The 23,388-nt window shown below is 63.7% G+C and carries 23 protein-coding genes; 13 read left to right on the top strand and 10 right to left on the bottom strand.

Annotated features, from left to right (window positions below):
* The first annotated feature begins 114 nt into the window (after positions 1 to 114).
* Together FJ425_RS14465 and FJ425_RS14460 are read left to right on the top strand one after the other, a co-directional pair.
* Entirely contained in the window at positions 115 to 2,430 is a 2,316-nt protein-coding gene (locus tag FJ425_RS14465; RefSeq protein ID WP_181164856.1) for an amylo-alpha-1,6-glucosidase, read from the top strand.
* Positions 2,431 to 2,575: 145 nt separating this feature from the next.
* Positions 2,576 to 3,145: a NifU family protein gene (locus FJ425_RS14460; protein ID WP_140546707.1), complete on the top strand. Its 570-nt coding sequence runs from the start codon at positions 2,576 to 2,578 to the stop codon at positions 3,143 to 3,145.
* Between the two features lie 158 nt (positions 3,146 to 3,303).
* On the opposite strand, the gene FJ425_RS14455 is transcribed toward FJ425_RS14460, so the two are convergent.
* Positions 3,304 to 3,921 carry a L,D-transpeptidase gene (locus tag FJ425_RS14455; RefSeq protein WP_140546708.1) on the bottom strand — a complete coding sequence of 206 codons (618 nt, stop codon included), beginning with the start codon at positions 3,919 to 3,921 and terminating at the stop codon, positions 3,304 to 3,306.
* A gap of 227 nt (positions 3,922 to 4,148) precedes the next feature.
* Here FJ425_RS14455 and cueR point away from each other — a divergent pair, with 227 nt between their 5' ends.
* Positions 4,149 to 4,553 (top strand): Cu(I)-responsive transcriptional regulator, encoded by a 405-nt coding sequence (cueR, locus tag FJ425_RS14450; protein WP_140546709.1) that lies wholly within the window; start codon positions 4,149 to 4,151, stop codon positions 4,551 to 4,553.
* A 6-nt stretch (positions 4,554 to 4,559) separates the two neighbouring features.
* Here the strand turns inward: cueR and FJ425_RS14445 are convergent, their stop codons facing one another.
* On the bottom strand, positions 4,560 to 5,525 hold the full coding sequence (locus FJ425_RS14445; protein WP_140629014.1) for a helix-turn-helix domain-containing protein: 966 nt from the start codon (positions 5,523 to 5,525) through the stop codon (positions 4,560 to 4,562).
* Positions 5,526 to 5,840: 315 nt separating this feature from the next.
* Here FJ425_RS14445 and FJ425_RS14440 point away from each other — a divergent pair, with 315 nt between their 5' ends.
* Positions 5,841 to 6,554, top strand: a complete 714-nt coding sequence (locus FJ425_RS14440) for an outer membrane beta-barrel protein (RefSeq protein WP_246673251.1) — start codon at positions 5,841 to 5,843, stop codon at positions 6,552 to 6,554.
* Positions 6,555 to 6,563: 9 nt separating this feature from the next.
* Here the strand turns inward: FJ425_RS14440 and FJ425_RS14435 are convergent, their stop codons facing one another.
* On the bottom strand, positions 6,564 to 7,034 hold the full coding sequence (locus FJ425_RS14435) for a nucleoside deaminase (protein WP_140629008.1): 471 nt from the start codon (positions 7,032 to 7,034) through the stop codon (positions 6,564 to 6,566).
* A 158-nt stretch (positions 7,035 to 7,192) separates the two neighbouring features.
* Here FJ425_RS14435 and FJ425_RS14430 point away from each other — a divergent pair, with 158 nt between their 5' ends.
* Complete coding sequence (locus tag FJ425_RS14430; protein ID WP_140629005.1) at positions 7,193 to 7,414, top strand: hypothetical protein; 222 nt, start codon at positions 7,193 to 7,195, stop codon at positions 7,412 to 7,414.
* A 183-nt stretch (positions 7,415 to 7,597) separates the two neighbouring features.
* On the opposite strand, the gene FJ425_RS14425 is transcribed toward FJ425_RS14430, so the two are convergent.
* A complete protein-coding gene (locus FJ425_RS14425; RefSeq protein ID WP_140724367.1) occupies positions 7,598 to 7,993 on the bottom strand; it encodes a hypothetical protein in 396 nt (131 codons plus the stop codon).
* Entirely contained in the window at positions 7,959 to 8,483 is a 525-nt protein-coding gene (locus tag FJ425_RS14420) for a type II toxin-antitoxin system antitoxin SocA domain-containing protein (RefSeq protein ID WP_140724364.1), read from the bottom strand. The genes FJ425_RS14425 and FJ425_RS14420 overlap by 35 nt, the downstream gene beginning before the upstream one ends.
* Positions 8,484 to 8,700: 217 nt before the next feature.
* Between FJ425_RS14420 and FJ425_RS14415 the strand changes: the two genes are divergently transcribed.
* Positions 8,701 to 9,201 (top strand): MmcB family DNA repair protein, encoded by a 501-nt coding sequence (locus tag FJ425_RS14415; protein ID WP_181164855.1) that lies wholly within the window; start codon positions 8,701 to 8,703, stop codon positions 9,199 to 9,201.
* Positions 9,202 to 9,239: 38 nt separating this feature from the next.
* Here FJ425_RS14415 and nhaA read toward each other — a convergent pair whose 3' ends face one another.
* The 5 genes from nhaA to FJ425_RS14390 all read right to left on the bottom strand — a co-directional run bounded on the left by nhaA (position 9,240) and on the right by FJ425_RS14390 (position 16,518).
* Positions 9,240 to 10,430: a Na+/H+ antiporter NhaA gene (nhaA, locus tag FJ425_RS14410; protein ID WP_140628990.1), complete on the bottom strand. Its 1,191-nt coding sequence runs from the start codon at positions 10,428 to 10,430 to the stop codon at positions 9,240 to 9,242.
* 205 nt (positions 10,431 to 10,635) lie between these two features.
* Positions 10,636 to 11,199, bottom strand: a complete 564-nt coding sequence (locus tag FJ425_RS14405; protein ID WP_140546716.1) for an ActR/PrrA/RegA family redox response regulator transcription factor — start codon at positions 11,197 to 11,199, stop codon at positions 10,636 to 10,638.
* Positions 11,200 to 11,429: 230 nt separating this feature from the next.
* Positions 11,430 to 12,755 carry an ActS/PrrB/RegB family redox-sensitive histidine kinase gene (locus FJ425_RS14400; protein WP_140628987.1) on the bottom strand — a complete coding sequence of 442 codons (1,326 nt, stop codon included), beginning with the start codon at positions 12,753 to 12,755 and terminating at the stop codon, positions 11,430 to 11,432.
* A 354-nt stretch (positions 12,756 to 13,109) separates the two neighbouring features.
* Entirely contained in the window at positions 13,110 to 15,572 is a 2,463-nt protein-coding gene (gene hrpB, locus FJ425_RS14395) for an ATP-dependent helicase HrpB (protein ID WP_140628982.1), read from the bottom strand.
* A 55-nt stretch (positions 15,573 to 15,627) separates the two neighbouring features.
* Positions 15,628 to 16,518, bottom strand: coding sequence for a DMT family transporter (locus FJ425_RS14390; RefSeq protein ID WP_140628977.1), 891 nt, complete (start codon positions 16,516 to 16,518; stop codon positions 15,628 to 15,630).
* A gap of 22 nt (positions 16,519 to 16,540) precedes the next feature.
* Between FJ425_RS14390 and FJ425_RS14385 the strand changes: the two genes are divergently transcribed.
* From FJ425_RS14385 to FJ425_RS14355, 7 genes are all read left to right on the top strand, one after another.
* The gene (locus FJ425_RS14385; RefSeq protein ID WP_140724361.1) at positions 16,541 to 17,239 is read left to right on the top strand and encodes a PIG-L deacetylase family protein; all 699 of its coding nucleotides are present in this window, start codon (positions 16,541 to 16,543) and stop codon (positions 17,237 to 17,239) included.
* Between the two features lie 234 nt (positions 17,240 to 17,473).
* The gene (locus FJ425_RS14380) at positions 17,474 to 18,805 is read left to right on the top strand and encodes an ABC transporter substrate-binding protein (protein ID WP_140628969.1); all 1,332 of its coding nucleotides are present in this window, start codon (positions 17,474 to 17,476) and stop codon (positions 18,803 to 18,805) included.
* A 106-nt stretch (positions 18,806 to 18,911) separates the two neighbouring features.
* On the top strand, positions 18,912 to 19,859 hold the full coding sequence (locus FJ425_RS14375; RefSeq protein ID WP_140544131.1) for a sugar ABC transporter permease: 948 nt from the start codon (positions 18,912 to 18,914) through the stop codon (positions 19,857 to 19,859).
* Positions 19,856 to 20,806 (top strand): carbohydrate ABC transporter permease, encoded by a 951-nt coding sequence (locus FJ425_RS14370; protein WP_140544069.1) that lies wholly within the window; start codon positions 19,856 to 19,858, stop codon positions 20,804 to 20,806. Before FJ425_RS14375 ends, FJ425_RS14370 begins: the two co-directional genes overlap by 4 nt.
* 214 nt (positions 20,807 to 21,020) lie before the next feature.
* Positions 21,021 to 21,224 (top strand): hypothetical protein, encoded by a 204-nt coding sequence (locus tag FJ425_RS14365; RefSeq protein ID WP_140628966.1) that lies wholly within the window; start codon positions 21,021 to 21,023, stop codon positions 21,222 to 21,224.
* A 2-nt stretch (positions 21,225 to 21,226) separates the two neighbouring features.
* The gene (locus FJ425_RS14360; RefSeq protein ID WP_140628963.1) at positions 21,227 to 22,333 is read left to right on the top strand and encodes an ABC transporter ATP-binding protein; all 1,107 of its coding nucleotides are present in this window, start codon (positions 21,227 to 21,229) and stop codon (positions 22,331 to 22,333) included.
* On the top strand, positions 22,326 to 23,339 hold the full coding sequence (locus FJ425_RS14355) for an ABC transporter ATP-binding protein (RefSeq protein WP_140724358.1): 1,014 nt from the start codon (positions 22,326 to 22,328) through the stop codon (positions 23,337 to 23,339). The genes FJ425_RS14360 and FJ425_RS14355 overlap by 8 nt, the downstream gene beginning before the upstream one ends.
* Positions 23,340 to 23,388 lie beyond the last annotated feature (49 nt).

Genomic DNA, 23,388 nt, shown 5'->3' with positions numbered 1-23,388 from the left:
GGGCTTGCCTGAATTCGCGGCGACCCAAGCCAATCCAAGAACAATGCTACCCTTGGCCGGCATTTGCGGCGCGCCATTTGGAATCGTCATATGCGACATTCCAATGGAGAGCCTGTGGACAAGCCAACGCAGAAGGCAGCCCGAAGCGGAAGATCGAGGGCGAAGAGCAAGGATGGCGGGGCGCAGCCGCGCTCGGCGCCGGCACGAGCCCAGGAGAAAGCCCGGCAGGCGCCTCATGCGCAACAGGAGCGCAAGCAGCGCGTGCTGGCCAAGGGCCATCCGGCGATGGTCGACAGCATCGCCGGCGCGATTACCGTCAAGAACCTCGACATCTATTACGTCATCGCCTCCGACGCGCAGATCCCCGTGAAGGACGGGCACGGTTTCGGACTCTATTTTCACGACTGCCGGTTCGTCGGGGGCTATCAGATGACCTTGGCCGGTCTGGCGCCGGTCGTCTTGGCCTCGACCGCGCAGAAGGGTTACGCGGCGCTTTTTGAACTGACCAACCCAGACCTTCATTCCAAGCGGGGCCGGTTGATCCCCAAGGACGAACTCGGCATTCGCTGGGAACGCATCCTGGACGCCGAACAGACATGCGTCAGAGAAGTCCTGACCATCCAGAACCTGGGACACGAGGCGCACGACTTTCCGCTGACCTTGCAATTCGGCGCCGGCTTCGAGGACATCTTCAACGTGCGTGGGCTGGTGCAGCAAAATCTCGGCAGGGCCGAGCGGCCCGCGTGGCGGGACGGCAGGCTGCATTTCGTCTATCACGGCGCCGACCGGCTCCGCAGGATGGCGACGATTGCGTTCTCGCCCCGACCCGATGCTTCATACAAGACGACGGCCGAATTCCAGATCGACGTGCCGGCGGGAGCCACGCGAACGATCGCGCTCACGATCGAGTTGAAGGAACAGCCGGAGGACGCCGCGGCGGACCGACTGAACCAGCGCCCGGCGGCCACGCTCGACGGCCTTGCCGGCAAACTCCGGAAAAGCTCTGAAGAATGGCTGGAGCGGCATACGAAGCTCGACAGCGACAGCTTTCTGCTCAACAGCATCATGGACAGATCGCTGCGCGATGTGGCGATGCTGCGCTCGGAGTTGGGAAGCCGTGAATATTTTGCCGCCGGCGTGCCCTGGTTCGCTGCCCTGTTCGGCCGCGACAGCCTGATCGTCGCATTGGAGATGCTCGCCTTTCAGCCTGAGATCGCCGCCCAGACGCTGCGCCTCCTGGCCAGCTATCAGGGAAGCCGGACGGATCGGTGGCGGGAGGAACAGCCCGGCAAGATCCTGCACGAGCTGCGGGTCGGCGAGCTCGCGCGCGCCGGCGATGTCCCTCATGCCAGGTTCTACTGCACGGTGGACGCCACCCCGCTTTTCCTGCTGCTTCTCGGCCGCCACGCCGCCTGGACCGGCGATCTCGACCTGTTCCGCGAATTGCAGGTGCCGGTGGAAAAGGCATTGGACTGGATCGCCAAGGCCGGAGACGATCACGGCAAGGGGTATCTGAAGTATCGGAGCATGTCCGCCGAGGGCCTCGTCAACCAGGGATGGAAGGATTCGGGCGATGCCATCGTCAGGGCCGATGGCGATCTCGCCAAGCCGCCGATCGCGCTCGTCGAGGCGCAGGGCTATGTCTTTGCAGCCAAACAGGCCATCGCCGATCTCTATGAGCGCGATGGCGAACCCGGTCGCGCCAAACAGCTTCGCCAGGAGGCCGACAGGCTTCGAAGACGCTTCAATCACGATTTCTGGTGTGAGGAAAAGAGCATCTTCGCGCTCGCGCTCGAAGCGAGAGGCCGGCAAGCCGCCGTCGTTTCATCGAACCCCGGCCACGCGCTGTGGTGCGGTATCGCGGACCGCGACAAGGCTCGCCGGTCGATCGCGCGGCTGATGCGGGACGACGTGTTCAATGGCTGGGGAGTGCGTACGCTTGCCGCCTCGGAGCGGCGCTACAATCCCGTCGGTTATCATCTGGGAACGGTCTGGCCACATGACAATGCGCTCGTGGCCGCCGGTTGCAGGCAATATGGCGAGGACGACGCGGCGCTGCGGATTTTTACGGGCATCGCCGAGGCGGCGATGCATTTTCGCCATCACAGGCTGCCTGAAGCGATGGCAGGCTTTCCACGCGCGGATTTCCAGGTGCCGGTACACTATCCGGTGGCTTGTCACCCTCAGGCCTGGGCGGCCGGCGCCGTGCCCTTCATGCTGACGGTGTGCCTCGGCCTGGAACCCGACGCCTTCGCGAACAAGCTGCGGATCGTGCGGCCGCGACTGCCCGGTTTCGTGAACCATGTCGAGCTTCGCGGACTGCGCGTCGGCAAGGGCACCGCCGATCTCGAATTCAGGCGAACGAATACCGGCGCCGAGGTCGATATATTGCAGACGAGTGGACAACTGACCGTCGAAGTTGGAGGATGACGGCTGCCGCGGTTCGGATACCCGCCATGGCAAAACATTCCGCCAGCCAGCCGTTCGAGCGACGCGTTTCGCTTGAATGTCCAGCCGATAGAGCCTATTTAGAATTATTCCAAACTATCGGCCCGGGAAGGGCCTGGAGATACCCATGTTCATCCAGACCGAATCGACGCCGAACCCGGCGACGCTGAAATTCCTGCCGGGCAAGGAAGTGCTGCGCGAAGGCACAGCCGATTTCCGCAACGCCGAAGCCGCGGCGGAGGCGTCGCCGCTGGCTGGCCGCCTGTTCGAGATCCCGGGCGTCACCGGCGTCTTCTTCGGCTACGATTTCATTACCGTGACCAAGGACGGTCCGGACTGGCAGCACCTGAAGCCGGCGATCCTCGGCGCCATCATGGAGCATTTCATGTCCGGTGCGCCGGTCATGGCCGCGACCGCTCCGGCGAGCCAGGCCGGCGAGACCGGCGAGTTCTATGACAAGGCCGACGAAGAGCTGGTGCTGACCATCAAGGAACTGCTCGACACGCGCGTGCGCCCGGCCGTCGCCCAGGACGGCGGCGACATCACCTTCCGCGGCTTCGAGAATGGCACCGTGTTCCTGCACATGAAGGGCGCCTGCGCCGGCTGCCCGTCATCGACGGCAACGCTGAAGCACGGCATCCAGAACCTGCTTCGCCACTTTGTTCCGGAAGTACAGCAGGTCGAGCAGGTCGCCTGAGAACCCACTTCGCCGGCCGCGTCGTGCGGCGAAGCGAATTCCGATCCAAGACGCAAAAACAAAAAACCGGGCCCCAACAGCCCGGTTTTCTGTTTTTGGACGTCTTGTTGTTGCCTAGACGGTCCGCTTGCGAAAGCTTTTGGCCTCGGCCTTCGTGATCACATCACGATGACCTTGGCGCCGACCGACGTGCGGTCGTAGAGGTCGATAATGTCCTGGTTCATCAGCCGGATGCAGCCCGACGACATCGCCTTGCCGATCGAGAACCATTCCGGGCTGCCATGCAGGCGGTAGCCCATGTCGCCGCCCTTGTTGAAGAGATACATGGCGCGCGCGCCGAGCGGGTTCTTCAGGCCCGGCTCCATGCCGCTGGCGAATTTGGCGAGTTCGGGCTGGCGCTTGATCATCTGCGAGGGCGGCGTCCAGGTCGGCCATTCGCGCTTCAGCGCGATATGGGCTGTGCCGTGCCACTCAAAACCCTCCCGGCCGACGCCGATGCCGTAGCGCATCGCCATGCCGTCGCCCTCGATGAAATAGAGGAACTTGTTCTGCGTATCGACGATGATCGTGCCCGGCCTTTCCGACGAGTCGTACCGCACTTCCTGGCGGTGGTACCTGGCGGGGACCTTCTCGATCGGGATGCGCGGCAGTTGATAGCCGGCATCGGTCATCGCGCCATAGTTGTTGGTGAACATTTGCCCACCGATGGTGCTGCACCCGCTGATCGCGGTCGACAGCGCAAGAGCGGCGAGGATTGCAAATGACTTCAAGCGCATGAAAAGGTCCGACGCCCCGCCTCTATACCAGCGGCACGAGTCGGCCGCTTTGTTGCCACCATTCATGCTGGCATTTCTTTTGCTTGCCAAGCGCGCACTGCTTATATGCAGGACCTTACGCGCCGGTAAGTGCCCGACTGCGGCATTTTCGCAACAGGCCTTACAGGATTGTGAAGCAAAATCAATGGGGCGACTCGGAGAGCCGCCTGCGATGCGAGGAGAGCGCCATGAATGTCGGTGATGCCGCCGAGCGTTCCGGCTTGCCGGCCAAGACCATCCGCTACTATGAGGAGATCGGACTGATCCGCCCGGCGCGGGCCGAGAATGGCTATCGCGATTATTCCGGCGACGATATCCACCGGCTCGCCTTCCTGCGCCGTGCGCGCAATCTCGGCTTCTCAATCGACGATTGCAGGCAGCTTATGGCGCTCTATCAGGATCGCGACCGCGCCAGCCACGATGTGCGCGAGATCGCCGCCGCCCATGTCAGGGCGATCGAGGAAAAGGTACGCGAATTGCAGTCGATGCGCTCGACGCTTCAGAAGCTGATCCACGCCTGTCACGGCGACGACCGCCCGGACTGCCCAATCCTGGACGACATGGCGGGCGCGGCGGACCAGGTATCCGCCTGACAGAAACTACCCGCCGCGATATTGCGTGGGCGAAGCGCCGAAGCGGGCCCGGAACCGCCGGTTGAAGTAGGACACGTCGTTGAACCCCGCGGCGAGCGCGATGTCGCTTACCTTGGTCGCGTCGTTGCGGATGTCCGACAGCATGGCACATGCCTTGCGCAGCCGAAGCTCCAGCACGCGCTCGGCAAAGGTGCTGCCACTCTCGAGCAGAAGCGTGTTGAGATATCGACGCGAAAGCCCGACGGCGCGAGCGACCATCTCCGTCGATAGGCCGGGGTCGGCGAAGCGTGCCTCGATCACTGCCACCGCCTCGCGCAGCCGCGCCGCGCGCAGCCCGCGGCCGGTCGCGATTTCCGCGGCATCGCCCTTGGCCCCCAGCGCCAGCACGATCAGGTCGGCCAGCGCCGCCCCGGCCTGCCGCGACAGCGCCGGCTCCGCGTCAACCTCGTCGGATTGAAGCAGGAAATCGATCGTGCGTTCCAGATGCCGCACGGCGGGGTTTGCCGGGTCGAGCCGCGTTACCGGGCGGTCGTCGGCACGCGGCACCTGTCTCAGCAACGAGGCGCGGGGGATGGAGGCCAAGATCCAGGAAGTGACGCCGTTCGTGAAACTTTGGCAGGGTTGGGCGACGTTGTAGGCGATGCCGTTGCCCCGCTGCAGCGACAGGTCGCAATCGGCAACCGACCATATCTGCGGCTTGGGGCTGCGGTAAAATCCCACGAAGATATCGTCGCGGTCGTTGGCGACATGCCGGCGGGTGCGCACATAGTACTCGGTCGTGGTCTCGAACAGGCCGACGCGAAGCTCGCCGAGGAAGCGCATCTTGGTCGCCGTCGCGAACCGCTTGTCCTCGGCATGCCTGATCTCGGCATCGCCAAGCTGCTCCATCCACATGTCGCGCCAGAGGCGAAAGCGATCCTTGTCGCTCAGATGCGCTGGCAAGCTGTCCGACGAAAAATCAATCTTCTGCATTTGACGGAAATCTGTTTGCCCCGCCTTCAGCCTAGCACGGCCGCCACAGACTCGGATCGGCAAAAAAAGAGGCAATCAGGCCGCCCAGTCCAATTCCAGAGCCACCCGGTCCAAGCCGCGATCATTTGGGTCGGCGCTCGTTGCAGCGGCGCCACATTGCGAATCGATTTTCAAACCCAGCCCGCCCATCCAATGCCGGAGCCCGTCGGTCCAAGACGGTAGCCGCGAAATCAGCCATGGCTGCACGGGCCAGGATCAAACTTCGAGGACTTTTGCATGAGACTTTTGTGCGCGGCTGGAATCGTCATCGTGAGCATGTTGCCGCCGGCGGCAATGGCGGCCGACATGAACGCCGCGGCGCAAGAACCGGCCCGGGACTGGAGCGGGTTCTATCTTTCAGCAGGCGGCGGGTTCGGATGGTGGAGCGCTGATCAGTACACGGATTTCGGGGGCTTTCCCGCGCCCGGACCATCCGAGGGCACCTCGGGCAACGGCGGCTTCGGCACGGTAGGTGGCGGCTTCGACTGGCAATTTGCTCCCAGTTGGGTGGCCGGCGTCTTCGCCGACGTTCAGTTCGGCGACATCAGGGGCACGATAAGGGCGCCCTTCGAGCAATATTACGGCACCACGAGCAACAGGCTGAACTATGCTGCCGGTCTTCGTCTCGGCGTGCTCGCAACGCCAAACGCGCTGATCTATGTCGATGGCGGTTACAGCCATGCCGAGTTCACCGGTTCAGGCCTGAACCCGCTTCCGCTGCCGCCCGCCATCAATGTCGCCGGACAACACTACGACGGCTGGTTCGTAGGCGCCGGCATCGAAAACTCGCTCGACTTCACCGGTATCTCCTCCCCCGGTTGGTCCATGAAAACCGAATACCGTTTCGCCAACTACAGCCGTAAAAACGCGCAGATGTATGTCGTTCCCACCGGCGTTCCGGACAACGCGATCGCGTTCAAGCCAACGGTGCAGACGCTTTCGTTCTCGCTCGTCTACCGATTCAACGAGGCGGGAAGCACCGGCTTCTGAGAAACTGCCTCAGCGCTTCCAGAAATCGCGGTGCGGAGCGAGCATCTCGTCCGCGATTTCGGGAAAGGGGCCGAACACCTCGATCCGCTTCTGGCCGGAGGCGAAGACGGTGCGCGAGGCGAGGTTCATCGTCGGATTCTCCGCATGATCGCCGGTGAGCGCCAGGAGGCTGGTTTCCTCGACCCCGTAGACCAGGCGTCCGATATTCGCCCAATACATCGTGCCAGCGCACATCGCGCATGGTTCGAAGGTCGAGACCAGCGTGCATTGCCACAGGAACTCCGGCTCATAGGCCGCCGCGGCGCGGCGGGCCAACTCGGTCTCGGCATGGCGCACCGTGTCGAGATTGCCCTGTCGCATCAAAATGCGATCGTCCGGCGCGACCAGCACGCAGCCGAACGGATGATGCCCATGCGCCGCCGCCTCGCGCGCGACGGCATCGGCGGACCGGAGGTGGGCGAGCATGTGGTCGCGGGTCATGGGGAAATTCCTTTCACGGCGAGATTGCTGCCAAGGGATTCGATCAGCAAGAACTAAGTCTTCTCTGGACCACGGCTCAAACACCCGCTTGGCTTTACGCTCCATGCATTTCTGGTTTGGTGCTATTTTGATGATCGCCTACAATGAGATTGCCGGCCATGGCCATCCAGGATGACATCGAACGGGTCGAGCAGCACATCCGCGAGATCGAACAGCGGATCGAGCGCCAGCGCGCGGTCATCACCCAGGCCGAAGAAAACGGCCTGCCGACCGACGGCCCGAGCAATTTTCTGTGGTTCCTGAAAGAGACATTGAGCCTGAGCCGCGACCACCTGGCCAGGCTTCTGGCGGATGAATTTCGAGCGGGGGACTCGCAGTAGGGGTGCAGCATTCATCCGGTAGTTGAGTCGACGGACAATCGCAGATCAGAAATTCCGCGGAACCACGGGGAAACTGAAAAACAATCAGACAAAGCCTTTGAGTCTGCCGTAGACAAGATCGCCCAAGCTCACCAGCGAACAGGTAAAGAAACTGGCGCGTCAGAAGCATAACAAAACCGACCGTTAGGCGCTTTCCTGTTTTTTCCGATGAAATAGGTGGTTAGCCACGATTATCAAAAAGCCAAATACGCTTGCGGTCGTGGTCGTGACAACCGCGACGAACTCAGTTGTTCCGAGATGGAATGGCCTGACTAGGTAGATCGGCCTCCAATCGTTTGGAGCGAGAGGAAATTCTATGACCCAACCGGTCTCAAACCCTTGAGCAAGAATGATATAGATCAGGAAGGCTGACCACGCGATGGCCAGCCTTCTTGCGATCTTGTCTATTCGGGTTTTGGCGGCTTCGCCGTCGAATGGCTTAGAACCGCTGTAGGCGCCGAAGTCCTGGAAATCCCGAACCTCCTCTTCGAAAGTCGGAGTAGGATCAAGCTGCCGCAATGGGGACTGGTTGGTATCCACGCGCCCTCGCCAACTGTGAAAAGTACTGCCAATCCTCTTGGGGGGAGATCACTTGGTTTTCCGGAACCTGGAATCGGTTCCTCTCAGCAATGTTGCGCCACGGGGTTCCGGGACGATGAGTTTCATCCGAAAGTGTCGGGCCGCTCTTCCAGCCGTACTCACTCATAATCCAATCAAGTAGATGCTGGACTTCTTGAGCGTCAGCGGCATTGTCAGGAATTCGACGCGGCTGCCCTCCGAATGGCGTAGCGGGCTCCGGATACATAATGTTGTTCCGGCCATACTTAGAGAAGCTATGGTAGATGGGCTTGAACACAGGCCCATAGCGCCAGACTTGAGGAGCTTCAGAAATAAGGGGCCGACCAACAAGTGCCAGCCACCAGCCATTGGCAAAATAAAGCAGCTTCTGAAGCTTCATGGGATCGATGTTCCCATTGGCCCCGTGCCGCGCGATCAATTCGTTTGCTACTTCGATAGCAGGATAGGACATCTGCCCAGCCTCCAACTCACGCTCGAATCACTTCGAGTGCCCCTAGCGAGTTGCTGGGGACGTTACACTTGCAAATGTAAACTCGCAATTGCCTAGGAACAAATTCATATCGCCATTGATCTTGGCGATTTCAAGAGTGCTGGCCTGTTTGTCAAATAGACAATCGCCCCTCTAAAACGGGTTCAAACCGTGAACAAAATCTGGCATGGTGCCTCCCATGCCACTCGTTTCCCCGATTCCCCTTAACCCGTTGATCGACGGCCGCCAGTCGGAGCGCGCCATGCTGGTGCGGCGCGGCGTGCAGCGGCTGCTCACCGAAATGGGCGCGCATGTGCTGCCGGAGCTGTCTTTGGCCACCGGGCGGCGCGCCGATCTCGTGGCGCTGACCAGGCAGGGCGATATCTGGATCATCGAGATCAAATCTTCGATCGAGGATTTCAGGGTCGACCGCAAATGGCCGGACTACCGGCTGCATTCCGACCGCTTCTTCTTCGCCACCCATCCCGGCGTTCCACAGGACATCTTTCCCGAGGAATGCGGCTTCATCCTCTCCGACGGCTATGGCGCGGAGATCCTGCGCGATGCACCCGAGCACCGCATGGCGGCAGCGACGCGCAAGGCGCTGATGCTGCGGATTGCCCGTGCGGGCGCCGCGCGGCTGCTGGCGGCCGAGCTTGCCGGCGTGGCGGTGCCGGCGCTGGATGGCGAGAGCGAGTAGCGCCGGGCTGCGTGAGAAGACGGGCGTCGCGGCCCGACCTAGTCCACCTCTTCGTCCACCCCACTCGCCGCCGGCGCCATGAGCAGGATGGCGGCGCCCAAGAGGGCGGCAATCAGCGAGCCGGCGAGGATGCCGACCTTCACCGCGTCCTGCAGCGCCGGGTCGCCGGCGAAGGCGAGCAGGCCGATGAACAGGCTCATGGTGAAGCCGATGCCGCAAAGCAGCGAAATGCCCAGCATGTGCAGCCAGCCGGCATTGGCCGGCAGGTCGGCGAGGCCAAACCGGATGGCCAGGGCCGAGGAGCCGAAGACGCCGACCAGCTTGCCGAGCACCAGACCGGCGGCGACGCCAAGCGTCAGCGGCTCAACCAGTGCTGCAAGGCTCAGGCCGCCGAGCGAGACGCCGGCATTGGCGAAGCCGAAGATCGGGATGACGAGGAAAGGCACCAGCCTATGCAAGCCGTGTTCCAGCCGGTGCAGCGGCGAATGCTCGATATCGCGGCTGATGCCGGGAGACCGCTCCAGCGGGATGGTGAGCGCCAGCGCCACGCCGGCGAGCGTCGCATGCACGCCCGACTTGAGCACCAGCACCCATAGCAATGCGCCAAGCAAGAGATACGGCCAGAGCTTCATGGCCTGCATTCGGTTGAGCACGACGAGCAGCGCGATGACGACGAAGGCGGCGGCCAGATAAGCGAGCGACAGGCCGCTGGTGTAGAACAGCGCGATGATGATGACGGCGCCGAGATCGTCGATGATGGCCAGAGCGGTGAGGAAGACCTTCAGCGAGGCCGGCACGCGGCTGCCCAGCAGCGAGAGCACACCGAGCGCGAAGGCGATGTCGGTGGCGGTGGGGATCGCCCAGCCGGAGAGCGCTGCCGCATTGTCACGATTGATCAAGACATAGACCAGCGCCGGCGCCACCATGCCGCCGGCGGCGGCGATGCCGGGCAGCACGCGGCGCGGCCAGGTCGAAAGCTGTCCGTCCAGCATCTCGCGCTTGATCTCGAGCCCAACCAGCAGGAAGAACACCGCCATCAGCCCGTCATTGATCCAATGCGATACGCTGAGCGGCCCGAGATAGGCGTGCAGGACGGCGAAATAAGTTTCGGCCAAAGGCGAGTTGGCGACGATCAGCGCAAGTGCTGCGGCCACCATCAGGATGATGCCGCCGGCGGCCTCGCCGTCGAGGAATTCACGCAGGATCGATTTCGGCCGCTTATCTTGCATGGTCGCTCCGTCCCGTCACCCCGACCTGACGGCCGGAAACCTATAACCTAATGATGCGCAGCCCGGCTGGCGAAGCAAGCGTTCGAGTTCACATTGACAGATCGCCTGCTTCGGAAGTTGGCCGAAACGCCCGTCGCTTCGTCATCCACGGGCGAAGCAAGGAGCGAAGCGACGCGGCGCAGACCCGAGGATTGACGACGCTCGTTTAACGCGGCGCGCGCTTTGCCAGAATCCGCTGCAGGGTCCGGCGGTGCATGTTGAGGCGGCGCGCCGTTTCGGAGACGTTGCGGTCGCACATTTCGTAGACGCGCTGGATGTGCTCCCAGCGCACGCGATCGGCCGACATCGGGTTTTCCGGAGGCGCGGCGCGCTCGCCGGAGGTGCGGGTAAGCGCGGCGAAGACGTCGTCGGCGTCGGCGGGCTTGGACAGGTAGTCGATGGCGCCGAGCTTCACCGCGGTCACCGCCGTGGCAATGTTGCCGTAGCCGGTCAGGATGATGGCGCGGGCGTCGTTGCGCTTTTCGCGGATGACTGCCACGACATCGAGGCCGTTGCCGTCGCCGAGGCGCATGTCGACCACGGCATAAGCCGGCGGATGAGCGCGCGCCTTGGCGACCGCCTCTTCGACGCTCTCCGCCGTCTCGACCACAAAACCCCGGGTCTCCATGGCCCGGGCAAGCCGGGTGAGGAACGGCTTGTCGTCCTCGACGATGAGCAAGGAGGTGTCCTCGCCCTCGACCATTGCGCCCGTCGTTTCGTCTCCGTTCATCTTATCGGCATCCTACCGATCCAAAGCGCGCCGCGCCGAGACCCATTCTGGCGAAGGCCCTTCAAATCCTTGTTTCCGGGCATGTCGACTTCCTGAAATCGCTGCACAGTTTTGGGCGACATGCCTCACTTTTACGCAGATACAGTCCTGCAAGAGCAATGTCCAATTTTTAGAGCCGGCAACAGAGCTGCCATGCGGTAAATGCAAGGTTTACGCTATCCAACCAAGGTTCAGGCATTGTCGAACATTGTGGCCGAGGCCTGGTCCTGGTTGAGGAAGACGCCGCGCGGCCAGGCGATCTGCACCACCGCGCCTTCGCCGAGCCCGCTCGAATTGCGGAAATCGATGGTGGCGCCCGACCGTTCCAGCAAGGTCTTGGCGATAAACAGCCCCAACCCCAGGCCGCCGCCGGCCTCGGTGCCCTGGCGCGTCGACACATAGGGCTCGCCGATGCGGTCGATGATCTCGGCCGGAAAGCCCGGCCCGTCATCGGTGATCGAGAAGATGACCTTCTCATTGTCCCAGCTCCAGCTGACGGTGACCGACTTGCGGGCGAAATCGACGGCATTCTCGACCAGGTTGCCGAGCCCATAGATGACGCCGGGGCTGCGCTGGCCGACCGGCTCGGGGCCGATGCGCTCGCCGGGCCGCAGCCGGATCGAGATGCCGAAGTCGCGATGCGGCGCCGTCACCTCCTCGACCAGCGAGGTTAGCGGCATGCGCGACAGGTGCGCTTCGCCTTCCGAGGAAAGGCTGGTCAGCCGCTTCAGGATTTCGCGGCAGCGCTCGCTCTGCGAGCGCAGGAGCTTCACGTCCTCGCCGTATTTCGGGTCCTTGCCGAGCGCCTTTTCCATCTCCTTGGCGACGACGGTGATGGTGGCCAAGGGCGTGCCGAGCTCGTGCGCGGCCGCAGCCGCCAGCCCGTCCAGCGCCGACAGATGCTGCTCGCGCTGCAGCACGAGCTCGGTGGCGGCCAGCGCGTTGGCGAGCAGGCGCGCTTCCGCCGCCACGCGGAAGGCATAGATGGCGGTGAAGGCGATCGAGGCGAAGACGGCCATCCACATGCCGGCGACATAGATGAACGGCATCGGCAGAGGCGCGTGCTCGTACCAGGGCAGCGGCAGGTGGAAAAACACCAGCAGCGTGGCGGCAATTATAATCAGCGCGCCCAGCACCGCGGTCATGCGCAGCGGCAGCGAAGCGGCCGAGATGACGACCGGCACGGAAAGCAGCACGCAAAACGGATTGGTGAGGCCGCCGGTCATGTAGAGCAGGCCGGTGAGCTGGACGCCGTCGAAGGTGAGGATCGCGAAGGCCGAAAGCGGGGTCAGGCGATGCGCCGCCGGATAGCGGAAGGTGAGCCACAGGTTCATCCAGGCCGAGCAGGCAATCAGCGCAAAGCACATCGACACCGGCAGCGGGAATTTCAGGCCATAGGCGACGACAAGCACGGTCAGGCTCTGGCCGACGATGGCCAGCCAGCGCAGACGGATCAGCGTGTTGAGCCGCAACCGCTGGCTTTGCTGGGTATCGGGCGCGCGCAGAATGTTGATCATCGACTTACGATTATAGCCGCGAGAGGGTAAGCGCTAGTAGCCCCATAAGAGCGACTTGGCCGGTTGGCAGCCGGTATTTCATCGTTTTCTCGGCCCATTGGCTGAGGCTTCGCGACTTCGTCATCTACGGGCGGAGCAACGCGAAGCGGAGCGCAGATCCGAGGATCCGTTCCGTTACCTCGATCGTAGAGCGCAGCGGAGCGGAATTCTGAACCGTGGCAACGCGTCGACGTCCCGGAATGGATCCTCGGGTCTGCGCGCGTCGCTCCGCTCCTTGCTCCGCCCGTGGATGACGACGTGATGAGCGTCTGCGCCAATCGCAAAGGTATGCGGTTCACTGCCGTGAGCCTGCCACTACGTCCCGCGCGGCTTGGCGCGGCTGGTGGCGGCGGCCAGCAGCGGGTTTTCCGGCCAGACATGTTTTGGATAGCGACCGCGCATGTCGGCGCGCACATCCGCCCAGGAGCCGCGCCAGAAGCCGGGGAGATCGCGCGTCGTCTGGATCGGGCGGTGCGCCGGCGAGAGCAATTCAAGCGTCAGCGGAACGGTTCCGTTTGCGATCGCCGGATGACGGTCGAGGCCGAACAGTTCCTGCACGCGGATCGAAAGCACCGGCCATTCGCCGTCATAGCGGATCGGCACGTGACTGCCCGACGGCGCGTCGAAATGGGTCGGCGCCAATGCGTCGACCTTGCGCTGCAGGTCGTGCGGGACAAGCGCCATCAGTGCCGACGACAAAATCGCCGGCTTGACGGCGCCGAAATAGGCATCGCCGGAGAGAAACGGCAGGAGCCAATCGTCGAGGCCCTCGACAAGCGCTTCATCGGAAACGTCGGGCCAGGGCGCCCCCAAGCCGCGATGCAGCCAGCCGAGCCGCTGGCGGAGAGCCTCCGCTTCCTTGCCCCAGTCGAGCAGCGACAGGCCGTGCTCGCACAAGGCATCGATAATAGCGCGGTCGGCATCGGCGCCGGACGGCGCGGGCAGCATGCGCTCGGAAAGCGTGATGGCGCCGAGACGCGCGGTCTCGCGCACGCGCACGGCGCGGCGCTCGCGGTCGAAACTCGTCTCACGCTTTGTCTCGATGCGGTCGGCAAGGGCGGTGCGGATATCGACTTCGCCGACCGGCGCGGCGGCGGTGATGCGGGCGTTCTGCGCCTTGCCCTGCAGGTCGGCGACCACAAGCCAGGTTTCATTGGCGAGCGCATCCGCGGCATCGATCATGGCGCCCGAACCATTGGCGAGCACGAAGCGGCCGCGCTCGCCGCGCGCCCTTGCCACGCGATCCGGCCAGGCATGGATGAGGAGCGAGCCAGCGCCGGCCGGCGCGTCGCTTCTGTCTCCGCCGGCCTGCCCGGCCAGACGCTCCGCCAATTGCCGCGCGGCATTGGCGCGAGGGGATTTCTCGCCGCGAAACCGGATCAGACGCCGCTCCAGATCGGCGCTGTCGCCGCCCAGCCCACGCTCCGTCAAAAGCACGGCAAGCGTCGTTGCTTCGAGCGGGTGGCCGCTCTTCGCCGCTTCGGCCACCATATGCGCCAGGCGCACCGGCAGCGCCAGCTTGCGCATGGCGGCGCCCGCCTCGGTCAGCCTGCCGGCATCGTCAATGGCATGCAGCGCCTTGAGCAGCTCCCTCGCCTCGTTGAGCGCCGGGGCCGGCGGCGGATCGAGAAAGGAGAGGCTCGACGGATCGGCGACACCGAAGGCGGCGCAGTCGAGCAGCAATCCAGACAGATCGGCCTCAAGGATTTCCGGCGGCGTGAAGGCGGGAAGCGACGCGGTCTGCTCGGCCCGCCACAGGCGAACCGCCACGCCGGCTTGAGTGCGGCCGGCGCGGCCGGCGCGCTGGTCGGCCGAAGCCTTGCTGACACGCACCGTCTCAAGCCTGGTCAGGCCGCTCGCCGGCTCATAGCGCGGCAGCCGCGACAGGCCGGAATCGATGACGACGCGCACGCCGTCGATGGTGATCGAGGTCTCGGCGATTGAGGTCGCCAGCACCACCTTGCGGCGGCCGGCCGGCGCCGGCCTGATCGCCGCGTCCTGCGCCCTGTTGTCGAGCTGACCATAGAGCGGAACGATGTCGGTGTCGGCCGCGACGTTGCCCGCGAGCCGCTCGGCGGTGCGCTCGATCTCGCGCTGTCCGGGCAGGAAGGCAAGCACGCTGCCCGGCTCGCCGGCCAAAGCCGCGCGCACGGCTTTGGCCATGGCGTCCTCAATCGCGACTCCGGCTGGCCGTTCTTCGTAGCGGATCTCGACCGGATAAGCGCGACCCTCGCTTTCGATCACCGGCGCCTCCGACAAAAGCTTCGCCACGCGCGCGCCGTCGAGCGTCGCCGACATGACCAGCAGACGCAGGTCCGGCCGCAACGCGCCCTGCACGTCGAGCGCCAGCGCCAGGCCGACATCGCCGTCGAGCGAGCGTTCATGGAATTCGTCGAAGATCACCGCCGAGACGCCGGGCAGCTCCGGATCGTCGAGAATCATGCGCGAGAGCACGCCTTCGGTGACGACCAGGATCTTGGTACGCGCCGAGGTGCGGTTCTCCATGCGCATGGCGTAGCCCACCGTGCCGCCGGGCTCCTCGCCCAGCAATTCGGCCATGCGGCGCGCGGCGGCGCGGGCGGCGAGCCGCCGCGGCTCGAGGAGCACGATCCGGCCCTCGCCGAGCCAAGGCGCGTCGAGCAGCGCCAGCGGCACCAGCGTTGTCTTGCCGGCGCCGGGCGGCGCCACCAGCACGGCGCTGCTGCACCGCGCGAGCGCTTCGCCGAGCGCCGGCAGCACGGCTGTGACCGGAAGGTCCGGCAAGGGTTTCGTCGTCATTTTGCCCGCATATCAGCGGTCGCGGTCGCCGTGCAACGTGTCGGGCCCATGCAGGTCAAAGCCGCGCACGCGTAAACGGGTTCCAGCGCACTGTGCCAAGCCGCACTTCCTCGCGCACCATGGTGAGGAGGCCCGAGGCGCCGACGACGGCAAGGCCGACCAGCGTCATCGCGTCGGGATATTCCCTGAAGAACATCGCGCCGAGAATAACCGCCCAGACGATCTGCGAATAATGCGTCGGGGCGATGCGATTGGCCGGGGCGTATTTGGCCGCCAGGAGATGCAGCAACTGGCCGCCGGCGGTGAACAGGCCGCCCAGGACCAGCCAGCCCAATTGCCACAGATTGGGGAGCGCAAATGACGTCGCGACCGCGCCGACCCCGTTGAAGAGCAGGCCATAGCCGATCAGCGAGCCCAGCATGGTCGTGCGCTTTTCCTGCTGGGCAAGCGAGCGCATCAGGATGACGATGGTCGCCGCGACGAAGGCATTGGCGAAGGCGGCGAGATGGCCAAGATGCAATTCGCGGAAGCCCGGCCTCACCACCAGCATGACACCGGCGAAGCCCGAGACCACGGCAAGCCACCGCCAGGGGCCGACCTCCTCCTTCAGGATGACGGTCGAAAGCACGGTGACGAGCAACGGGGCCAGGAAGAGCAGCGCATAAACCTCCGCCAGCGGAATGCTGGTGAAGGCATAGACGCTGAGCACGCCCGAGGCGATGCCGGCCCAGGCGCGTGCCTGCACGGCCCAGGGCCGCCCGGTGCGCCAGAAATCGCGCCAGCGCTCCTCCTTCGGCCGGGTGAAGAAGAGGAAACAGCCGGCAAACAAGGTCATGAAGAAGCCGATCTCGAAGACGGTGAACTGCCCGCCCAGACCCTTGATGACGGCGTCGCTGAACGAATAGTTTGCGTAAGCGAGAAGAGCGAGCAGGATTCCGTTCGGCACGATTCCATTCCGGGAGAAAGACGTGAAGATACTGGCGCTGGGGGCACATCCCGACGATATCGAGATATTCATGTTCGGTACGCTGGCCGCCTATGCCGCGCAAGGCGCAGAACTGACTTTCGCCATAGCCACCGATGGTGCCAGAGGCGGCATGGGCGACCCCAAGGCGCTTGCCCGCTTGCGGCACAAGGAAGCGGCCAAGGCGGCGGGCCTGCTCGGCGTCGAGCCGCGCTTCCTCGACTTTCCCGACGGGGAGCTCGTCGCCGATGCCGCGTTCATTGCGGCGCTGAAGGCACTGATCGGCGAGGCGAAGCCCGACCTCGCCATCACCCATGCGCCCTATGATTATCACGGCGACCACCGCGCCCTGTCCGACGGCGTGCGGCTCGCCGCATCCTTCGCGGCGCCGGTGCTGCATGCCGATACGCTCGGCGGCACCGGCTTTTCGCCGACGCATTATGTCGAAATCTCGCATCATTGGGACATCAAGGCGAAAGCAATCCTCGCGCACCAGTCGCAGGGTCCGGAGCACTATGTGCACAGGGCGCGCCTTCAGAACGAGTTTCGCGCCGGACAGTGCAACGGCGCACCCGGCGCGCTGGCCGAGGCCTTTCGCTTCGAGCCGACCTTCCCCTTCGCCGACATACGCGCGCTCCTGCCGCCGGCGCCGCCGATCCGGCCGGTGACGACAAGTCCGGGCCCCGCCAACGCGGCCAGCTGACGTCGGCAGCACGCAGGTCCGGCGATCATTTTCCAACGATTTCAATGACGCGTTTCGCCATGCTGCGGCGCAGCAACGAATTCGCTTGCGTTGTTTAGTAAAAAGCGCATCACTAAACAAATTACTAAACATCGGACGGCGCGTTCGCCCGCCGTGTTTGGGCCCTCGGAGGAGCGAGGGTCGAGGGCTCTTGAAACCGTCATCCGGACGCGTTTCGCAAATGGGAGGTAAGGCATGAAATCGACCTTGAAACTGGCGTTGGGACTGGCCTCGGCGATCTTTGCGTCGACAGCCGTCTCGAACGTCGCGCATGCGGAAGACCTGACGCTGTGCTGGGCGGCCTGGGATCCGGCCAACGCGCTCGTGGAACTGTCCAAGGACTTCACCAAGGAAACCGGCATCGGCATGAAATTCGAGTTCGTGCCGTGGACCAATTACGCCGACCGCTTCCTCAACGAGCTCAACTCGCATGGCAAGCTCTGCGACCTGATAATCGGCGACAGCCAGTGGATCGGCGGCGCCGCCGAGAACGGCCATTACGTGAAGCTGAACGACTTCTTCGACAAGGAGAAGATCAGCATGGACGACTTCGTGCCGGCGACCGTGGTCGGCTATTCGGAATGGCCGAAGAACACGCCGAACTACTGGGCCCTGCCGGCCATGGGCGACGTCGTCGGCTGGACCTATCGCAAGGACTGGTTCTCGCGGCCCGAGCTGCAGAAGGAATTCAAGGAGAAGTATGGCTGGGACCTCGCCCCGCCGACCACCTTCGACCAGCTGAAGCAGATCGCCGAATTCTTCCAGAAGCGGCAGATCGACGGCAAGACCGTCTACGGCGCCTCCATCTATACCGAGCGCGGCTCGGAAGGCATCACCATGGGTGCCATGGACGTGCTCTACAGCTACGGCTTCCAATATGAGAACCCGAAGAAGCCCTACGAGATGGAAGGCTTCGTCAATTCCGAGAAATCGGTGAAGGGGCTGGAATTCTACAAGTCGCTCTATGACTGCTGCACGCCGCCCGGCGCCTCAAACAGCTACATGGGCGAAGGTGTCGACGCCTTCAAATCCGGCCAGGTGGCGATGCACATGAACTTCGCCTTCACTTGGCCCGGTCTGCAGAAGGACGAGAATGTCGGCGGCGACAAGATCGGTTACTTCGTCAATCCGAAGGGTCCCGACGGCGACCAGTTCGCGCAGCTCGGCGGCCAGGGCATTTCGGTGGTTTCCTATTCCGACAAGCAGGAATCGGCGCTGAAATACATCAAGTGGTTCGCCAACAAAGACGTGCAGGCCAAGTGGTGGTCGCTCGGCGGCTATTCCTGCCTGAACTCCGTCGTCAAGGATCCGAAATTCCCGTCCAGCCAGCCCTATGCGCAGGCCTTCCTCGACTCGATGGCAATCGTGAAGGATTTCTGGGCGGAACCCAGCTACGCGCCGCTGCTGCAGGCCTCGCAGAAGCGCTTCCATGACTATGTCGTGGCCGGCCAGGGCTCGCCCAAGGACGCGCTCAACGGGCTGGTCAAGGACTGGACGCAGGTCTTCCAGGACGACGGCAAGATGTAGGCTCCTCCCGAGCCCAACCGCAGCGTCCCGTGCCGCCCTTGGCACGGGACGCAGTTCAGATAAATTCCACAGTCGAGACTTACCCGTGACCGAAGCAGGACTTACCATGCTCGATCGGACTGCGGACAACGTTGCCCGGGCAACACCGGAACCGTTGGCCAAGAAGATCCGGGGCATCAGCGACAAGGGCCTCGCCTGGCTGTTCATCTCGCCGACGATCCTTTTGCTGTTGGCCATCAACATCTTCCCGCTGTTCTGGGCGATCTATCTCTCCTTCACCAATTTCCGCGCCAACCGGCCGAACGAGGCGGTGAAGAACCTTGGGCTCGCCAATTACCAGCGCATCCTCGGCGACCAGGACATCTGGATCGCCATGCAGACGACGGCGCATTTCGTGTTCTGGACGATCCTCTTGCAGACCGTCATCGGCTTCACGCTGGCTTGGCTGATCGACCGCAAGTTTCGCGGCCACGCCTTCTGGACCACCATCATCCTGGTACCGATGATGTTGTCGCCGGCGGTGGTCGGCAATTTCTGGCGCTTCCTCTACGAGCCGCAGATCGGGCTGTTTTCCTATGTCGTCTCATTCGTCACCGGCATTCCGCCGACGAATGTGCAGATGCTGTCCAATGTCGAGCTGGCGCCGTGGGCGATCATCATCGTCGACACCTGGATGTGGACGCCTTACGTGATGCTGATCTGCCTCGCCGGCCTGCGTTCCATTCCCGAATACATCTATGAGGCGGCCGAGGTCGACCGCGCCTCCAACTGGCGGCAGTTTTGGTCGATCACGCTGCCGATGGCGCTGCCCTTCATCATGCTGGCGGTGTTGTTTCGCGGCATCGAGAATTTCAAGATGTTCGACATGGTCAACCTGCTCACCGGCGGCGGACCCGGCTCGACCACGGAAGTCGCCTCGATCACGCTGAAGCGGCAGGCTTTCGAAAGCTGGCGCACCGGCTATTCCTCGGCCTTCGCCATCATCCTGTTCGTTGCGGTGTTCGGGCTGGCCAACATCTACGTCAAGGCGCTCAACAAGGTGAAGCAGAGATGAGCCTGACCACTGCCCATTCCGTCGTTGCGCCCTCGTCGAACGCGAAGCTGATCGCCGGCACGATCATCATAGCCTATGCGCTGATCTCGATCGTGCCGCTGCTGTGGATCTTCGCCACCAGCTTCAAGACGCCGCCGGATTCGATCGCCTATCCGCCCAAGATCGTCTTCCAGCCGAGCATCGAGGGCTATTGCAACCTGTTCACTACCCGCACAAGGCAGACGCCGGACTATATCAAGTCGCTCGGACCGGCGACCGGCTTCTGCGACGAGACCGTGCGCAAGCGCAACATGGTGATCGCCGGGCCGTCGAACTTCCTGCCGCGCTTCGTCAATTCGCTGATCATCGCCTTCGGCTCGACCTTCTGCGCCGTGTTCCTCGGCACGCTCTCGGCCTATGGTTTCTCGCGCTTCAAGGTGCCTCTGGCCGACGACCTTCTGTTCTTCATCCTGTCGACGCGTTTCATGCCGCCGATCGCGGTGGCGATCCCGATCTATCTTATGTATCGCGAGCTCGGCCTGTCCGACACCGCGCTCGGCATGATCCTGCTCTATACCGCGGTCAACGTCTCTTTGGCCGTGTGGCTGCTCAAGGGCTTCATCGACGAGATCCCGCGCGAATATGAAGAGGCCGCGATGATCGACGGCTATACGCGGCTGCAGGCCTTCTGGCGCACTGTGCTGCCGCAGGCGACCACCGGCATCGCCGCGACCGCCATCTTCTGCCTGATCTTTGCCTGGAACGAATATGCGTTCGCAGCGCTGCTTACTTCCGGCACCGCGCAGACCGCTCCGCCCTTCATCCCGACCATCATCGGCGAAGGCGGCCAGGACTGGCCGGCAGTGGCGGCGGGCACGACCATCTTCCTGGTGCCGATCCTCGTCTTCACCATCCTGCTGCGCAAGCAGTTGCTGCGCGGCATCACCTTCGGCGCGGTGCGCAAATGACTAGTGTGGGAATAAGTCGACCCCCACTCCGTCGAGCTTCGCTCGACACCTCTCCCCCGATCGACGGGGGAGAGGAAGGGCGCGAACTTCATTCAGCCAGACTCCCTTCCTCTCCCTCCGGAGGGGGGAGAGGTGGCGCTGCGAAGCAGCGACGGAGTGGGGGAACCACCTGGCAACCATTTCTCCCCTTGAACGGGAAGGAAGGGAGGAACGCATGAACCGCTCTGTTGCCACCAAGCGCTCCTCATGGCCCGTCTGGGCAAGGCGCGGCCTGATGGAAAACATCGCGACCGCGATCATCGCGATCGGCTTCCTGATGCTGTTCCAGCCCTTCGCGCTGTCGCTCTATACCTATTCCTTCGTCACCATGCTTGCCGGCACGGTGATGTTCATCATCGTCTCGAAATTCCCGGAATAACGATGGCCGAGATCCGTGTTCAGAATCTGAGGAAGGCCTTCGGCGCATTCGTCGCCGTCCAGGATTCCAATTTCGTCGTCGAGGACGGCGAGTTCTTCGTCATGCTCGGACCGTCAGGCTGCGGCAAGACGACGACGCTGCGCATGATCGCCGGGCTTGAACTGCCCACCGGCGGCAAGATCCTGCTTGGCGGCGAGGACGTCACCATGCGCCGGGCGCGCGAGCGCGACATCGCCTTCGTCTTCCAGCTCTTCGCGCTCTACCCGCATATGAATGTGCGCCGGAACATCGGCTTTCCGCTTTTGGCGCAGGGCATGCCGTCGGCCGAGATCCGCGGCCGCGTCGAGGAGACGGCGAAGCTCTTGCGCATCGACCATCTGCTCGACAAGTCCGTCTCCGGCCTTGCCGGCGGCGACCGGCAGCGCGTCGCGCTCGGCCGCGCCATTGTGCGGCGGCCGAAATGTTTCCTCATGGACGAGCCGCTTGGGACCCTCGACACCGAATTCCGCGATTTGATGGTGCATGAGCTGCGCGAGCTGCACAACCGCATCCACGCAACGACCGTCTATGTCACGCACGACCAGATGGAAGCGATGTCGATGGCCGACAAAATTGCGGTGATGAATCACGGCGTCATCGAGCAGTTCGGCACGCCGCGCGAAATCTACGACCGGCCCGCAACCATGTTCGTCGCCGATTTCATCGGCTCGCCGCCAATGAATTTCCTGCGCTTCGGCGGCGGGCTTGCCAGGGGCGCGAAGGAGATCGTCGTGCAGGGCGCAAAGGTGGCGGTGCCGGAAGTCCGCGAGGACGTCGCGCCCGCCGACATGGCGCTTGGCATCCGGCCCGAGCATATCCGCTTTGACGACGGCTCGAAGCTGCGCGGCGCGATCTACGGAACCGAGTATCTCGGCACCACGCAGATCGTTGCGGTCGAGACGGCCGACGGCATCATCAAGGCGCGCGTGCCGGCCGGCATCCATCTCAGCCCCGGCGAACAGGTCGGCCTGGCGCTGAACGGCGCCCGGCTGTCGCTGTTCGAGAAGGGTTCCGGCCGCGCGGTCCGGACCGCCATGCATGATCAGGCAGCGGAGGCGCGCCATGGCTGACGTTCATATCCAGGGCGTGACCAAGAGTTTTGGCGACACCGTCGCGATCGATGATCTCGACCTCGCGATCAAGGACGGCGAATTCGTCGTGCTGCTCGGGCCGACCGGCGCCGGCAAGACGACGACGCTGAGGCTGATCGCCGGACTGGAACGGCCGGACAGCGGCACGATTCACATCGGCGGCCACGACGCGACGGCGCTGTCGCCGGCCGAACGCGACACCGCCTTCGTCTTCCAGCAATATTCGCTCTATCCGCATCTTTCGGTGTTCGACAATCTCGCCTTCCCGCTGCGCTCGCCGGCGCGGCGGTTTCCCGAAGAGGCTGTGCGCCGCCGTGTCGAGGAGGTCGCGCGCATGGTGCGCATCGACCACAAGCTCGACAACCGCTCGACGAAACTGTCCGGCGGCGAGATGCAGCGCGTCGCCATCGGCCGCGCCCTGGTGAGGAAGCCCGCGATCTACCTGATGGACGAGCCGCTGTCCTCGCTCGACGCCAAGCTGCGCGCCGATCTCAGGCTCGAGCTCAAGCGCATCCAGTCCGAGCTCGGCGCCACCATGCTCTATGTCACGCACGACCAGATCGAGGCGATGACCATGGCCGACCGCATCGGCATCCTCGCCGATGGCATGCTGGCGCAGATCGGCACGCCGCGCGCGATCTATTCTGAGCCGGCAAATCTTCATGTCGCGGCGCGCCTCGGCCAGCCGGCTATCAACCTTCTGCCGGCCGGACTGCTGCCCGACGGCGGCGCCCCGACCGGAACGACGACGATCGGCGCGCGGACCGAGCATCTCGCGATCGAGAAGGCAGCGAACGGCCATGCCGACGGCGTCGTCGACTGGGTCGAGCATCTCGGCGACCAGAACCACCTGCATGTGACGGTGGGGTCGAAGAAGCTGGTGACGCTCACCGATCCGGACACGCCTTTAGCCAAAGGGGATAAGGTGACGATCCGCTACATGGCGCCGCTCTATTTCGGCTCGGACGGGCAAAGATTGATGTAGTCGGCTCGCACGACAAATTTGCAAACTGATTGACGACCGCAGATACGGA

It is taken from the genome of Mesorhizobium sp. B2-7-2, assembly GCF_006440775.1.
GTDB lineage: Bacteria > Pseudomonadota > Alphaproteobacteria > Rhizobiales > Rhizobiaceae > Mesorhizobium.
Note: the sequence above shows the minus strand (reverse complement) of the source record. Positions and strands in the feature narration are given on the sequence as shown.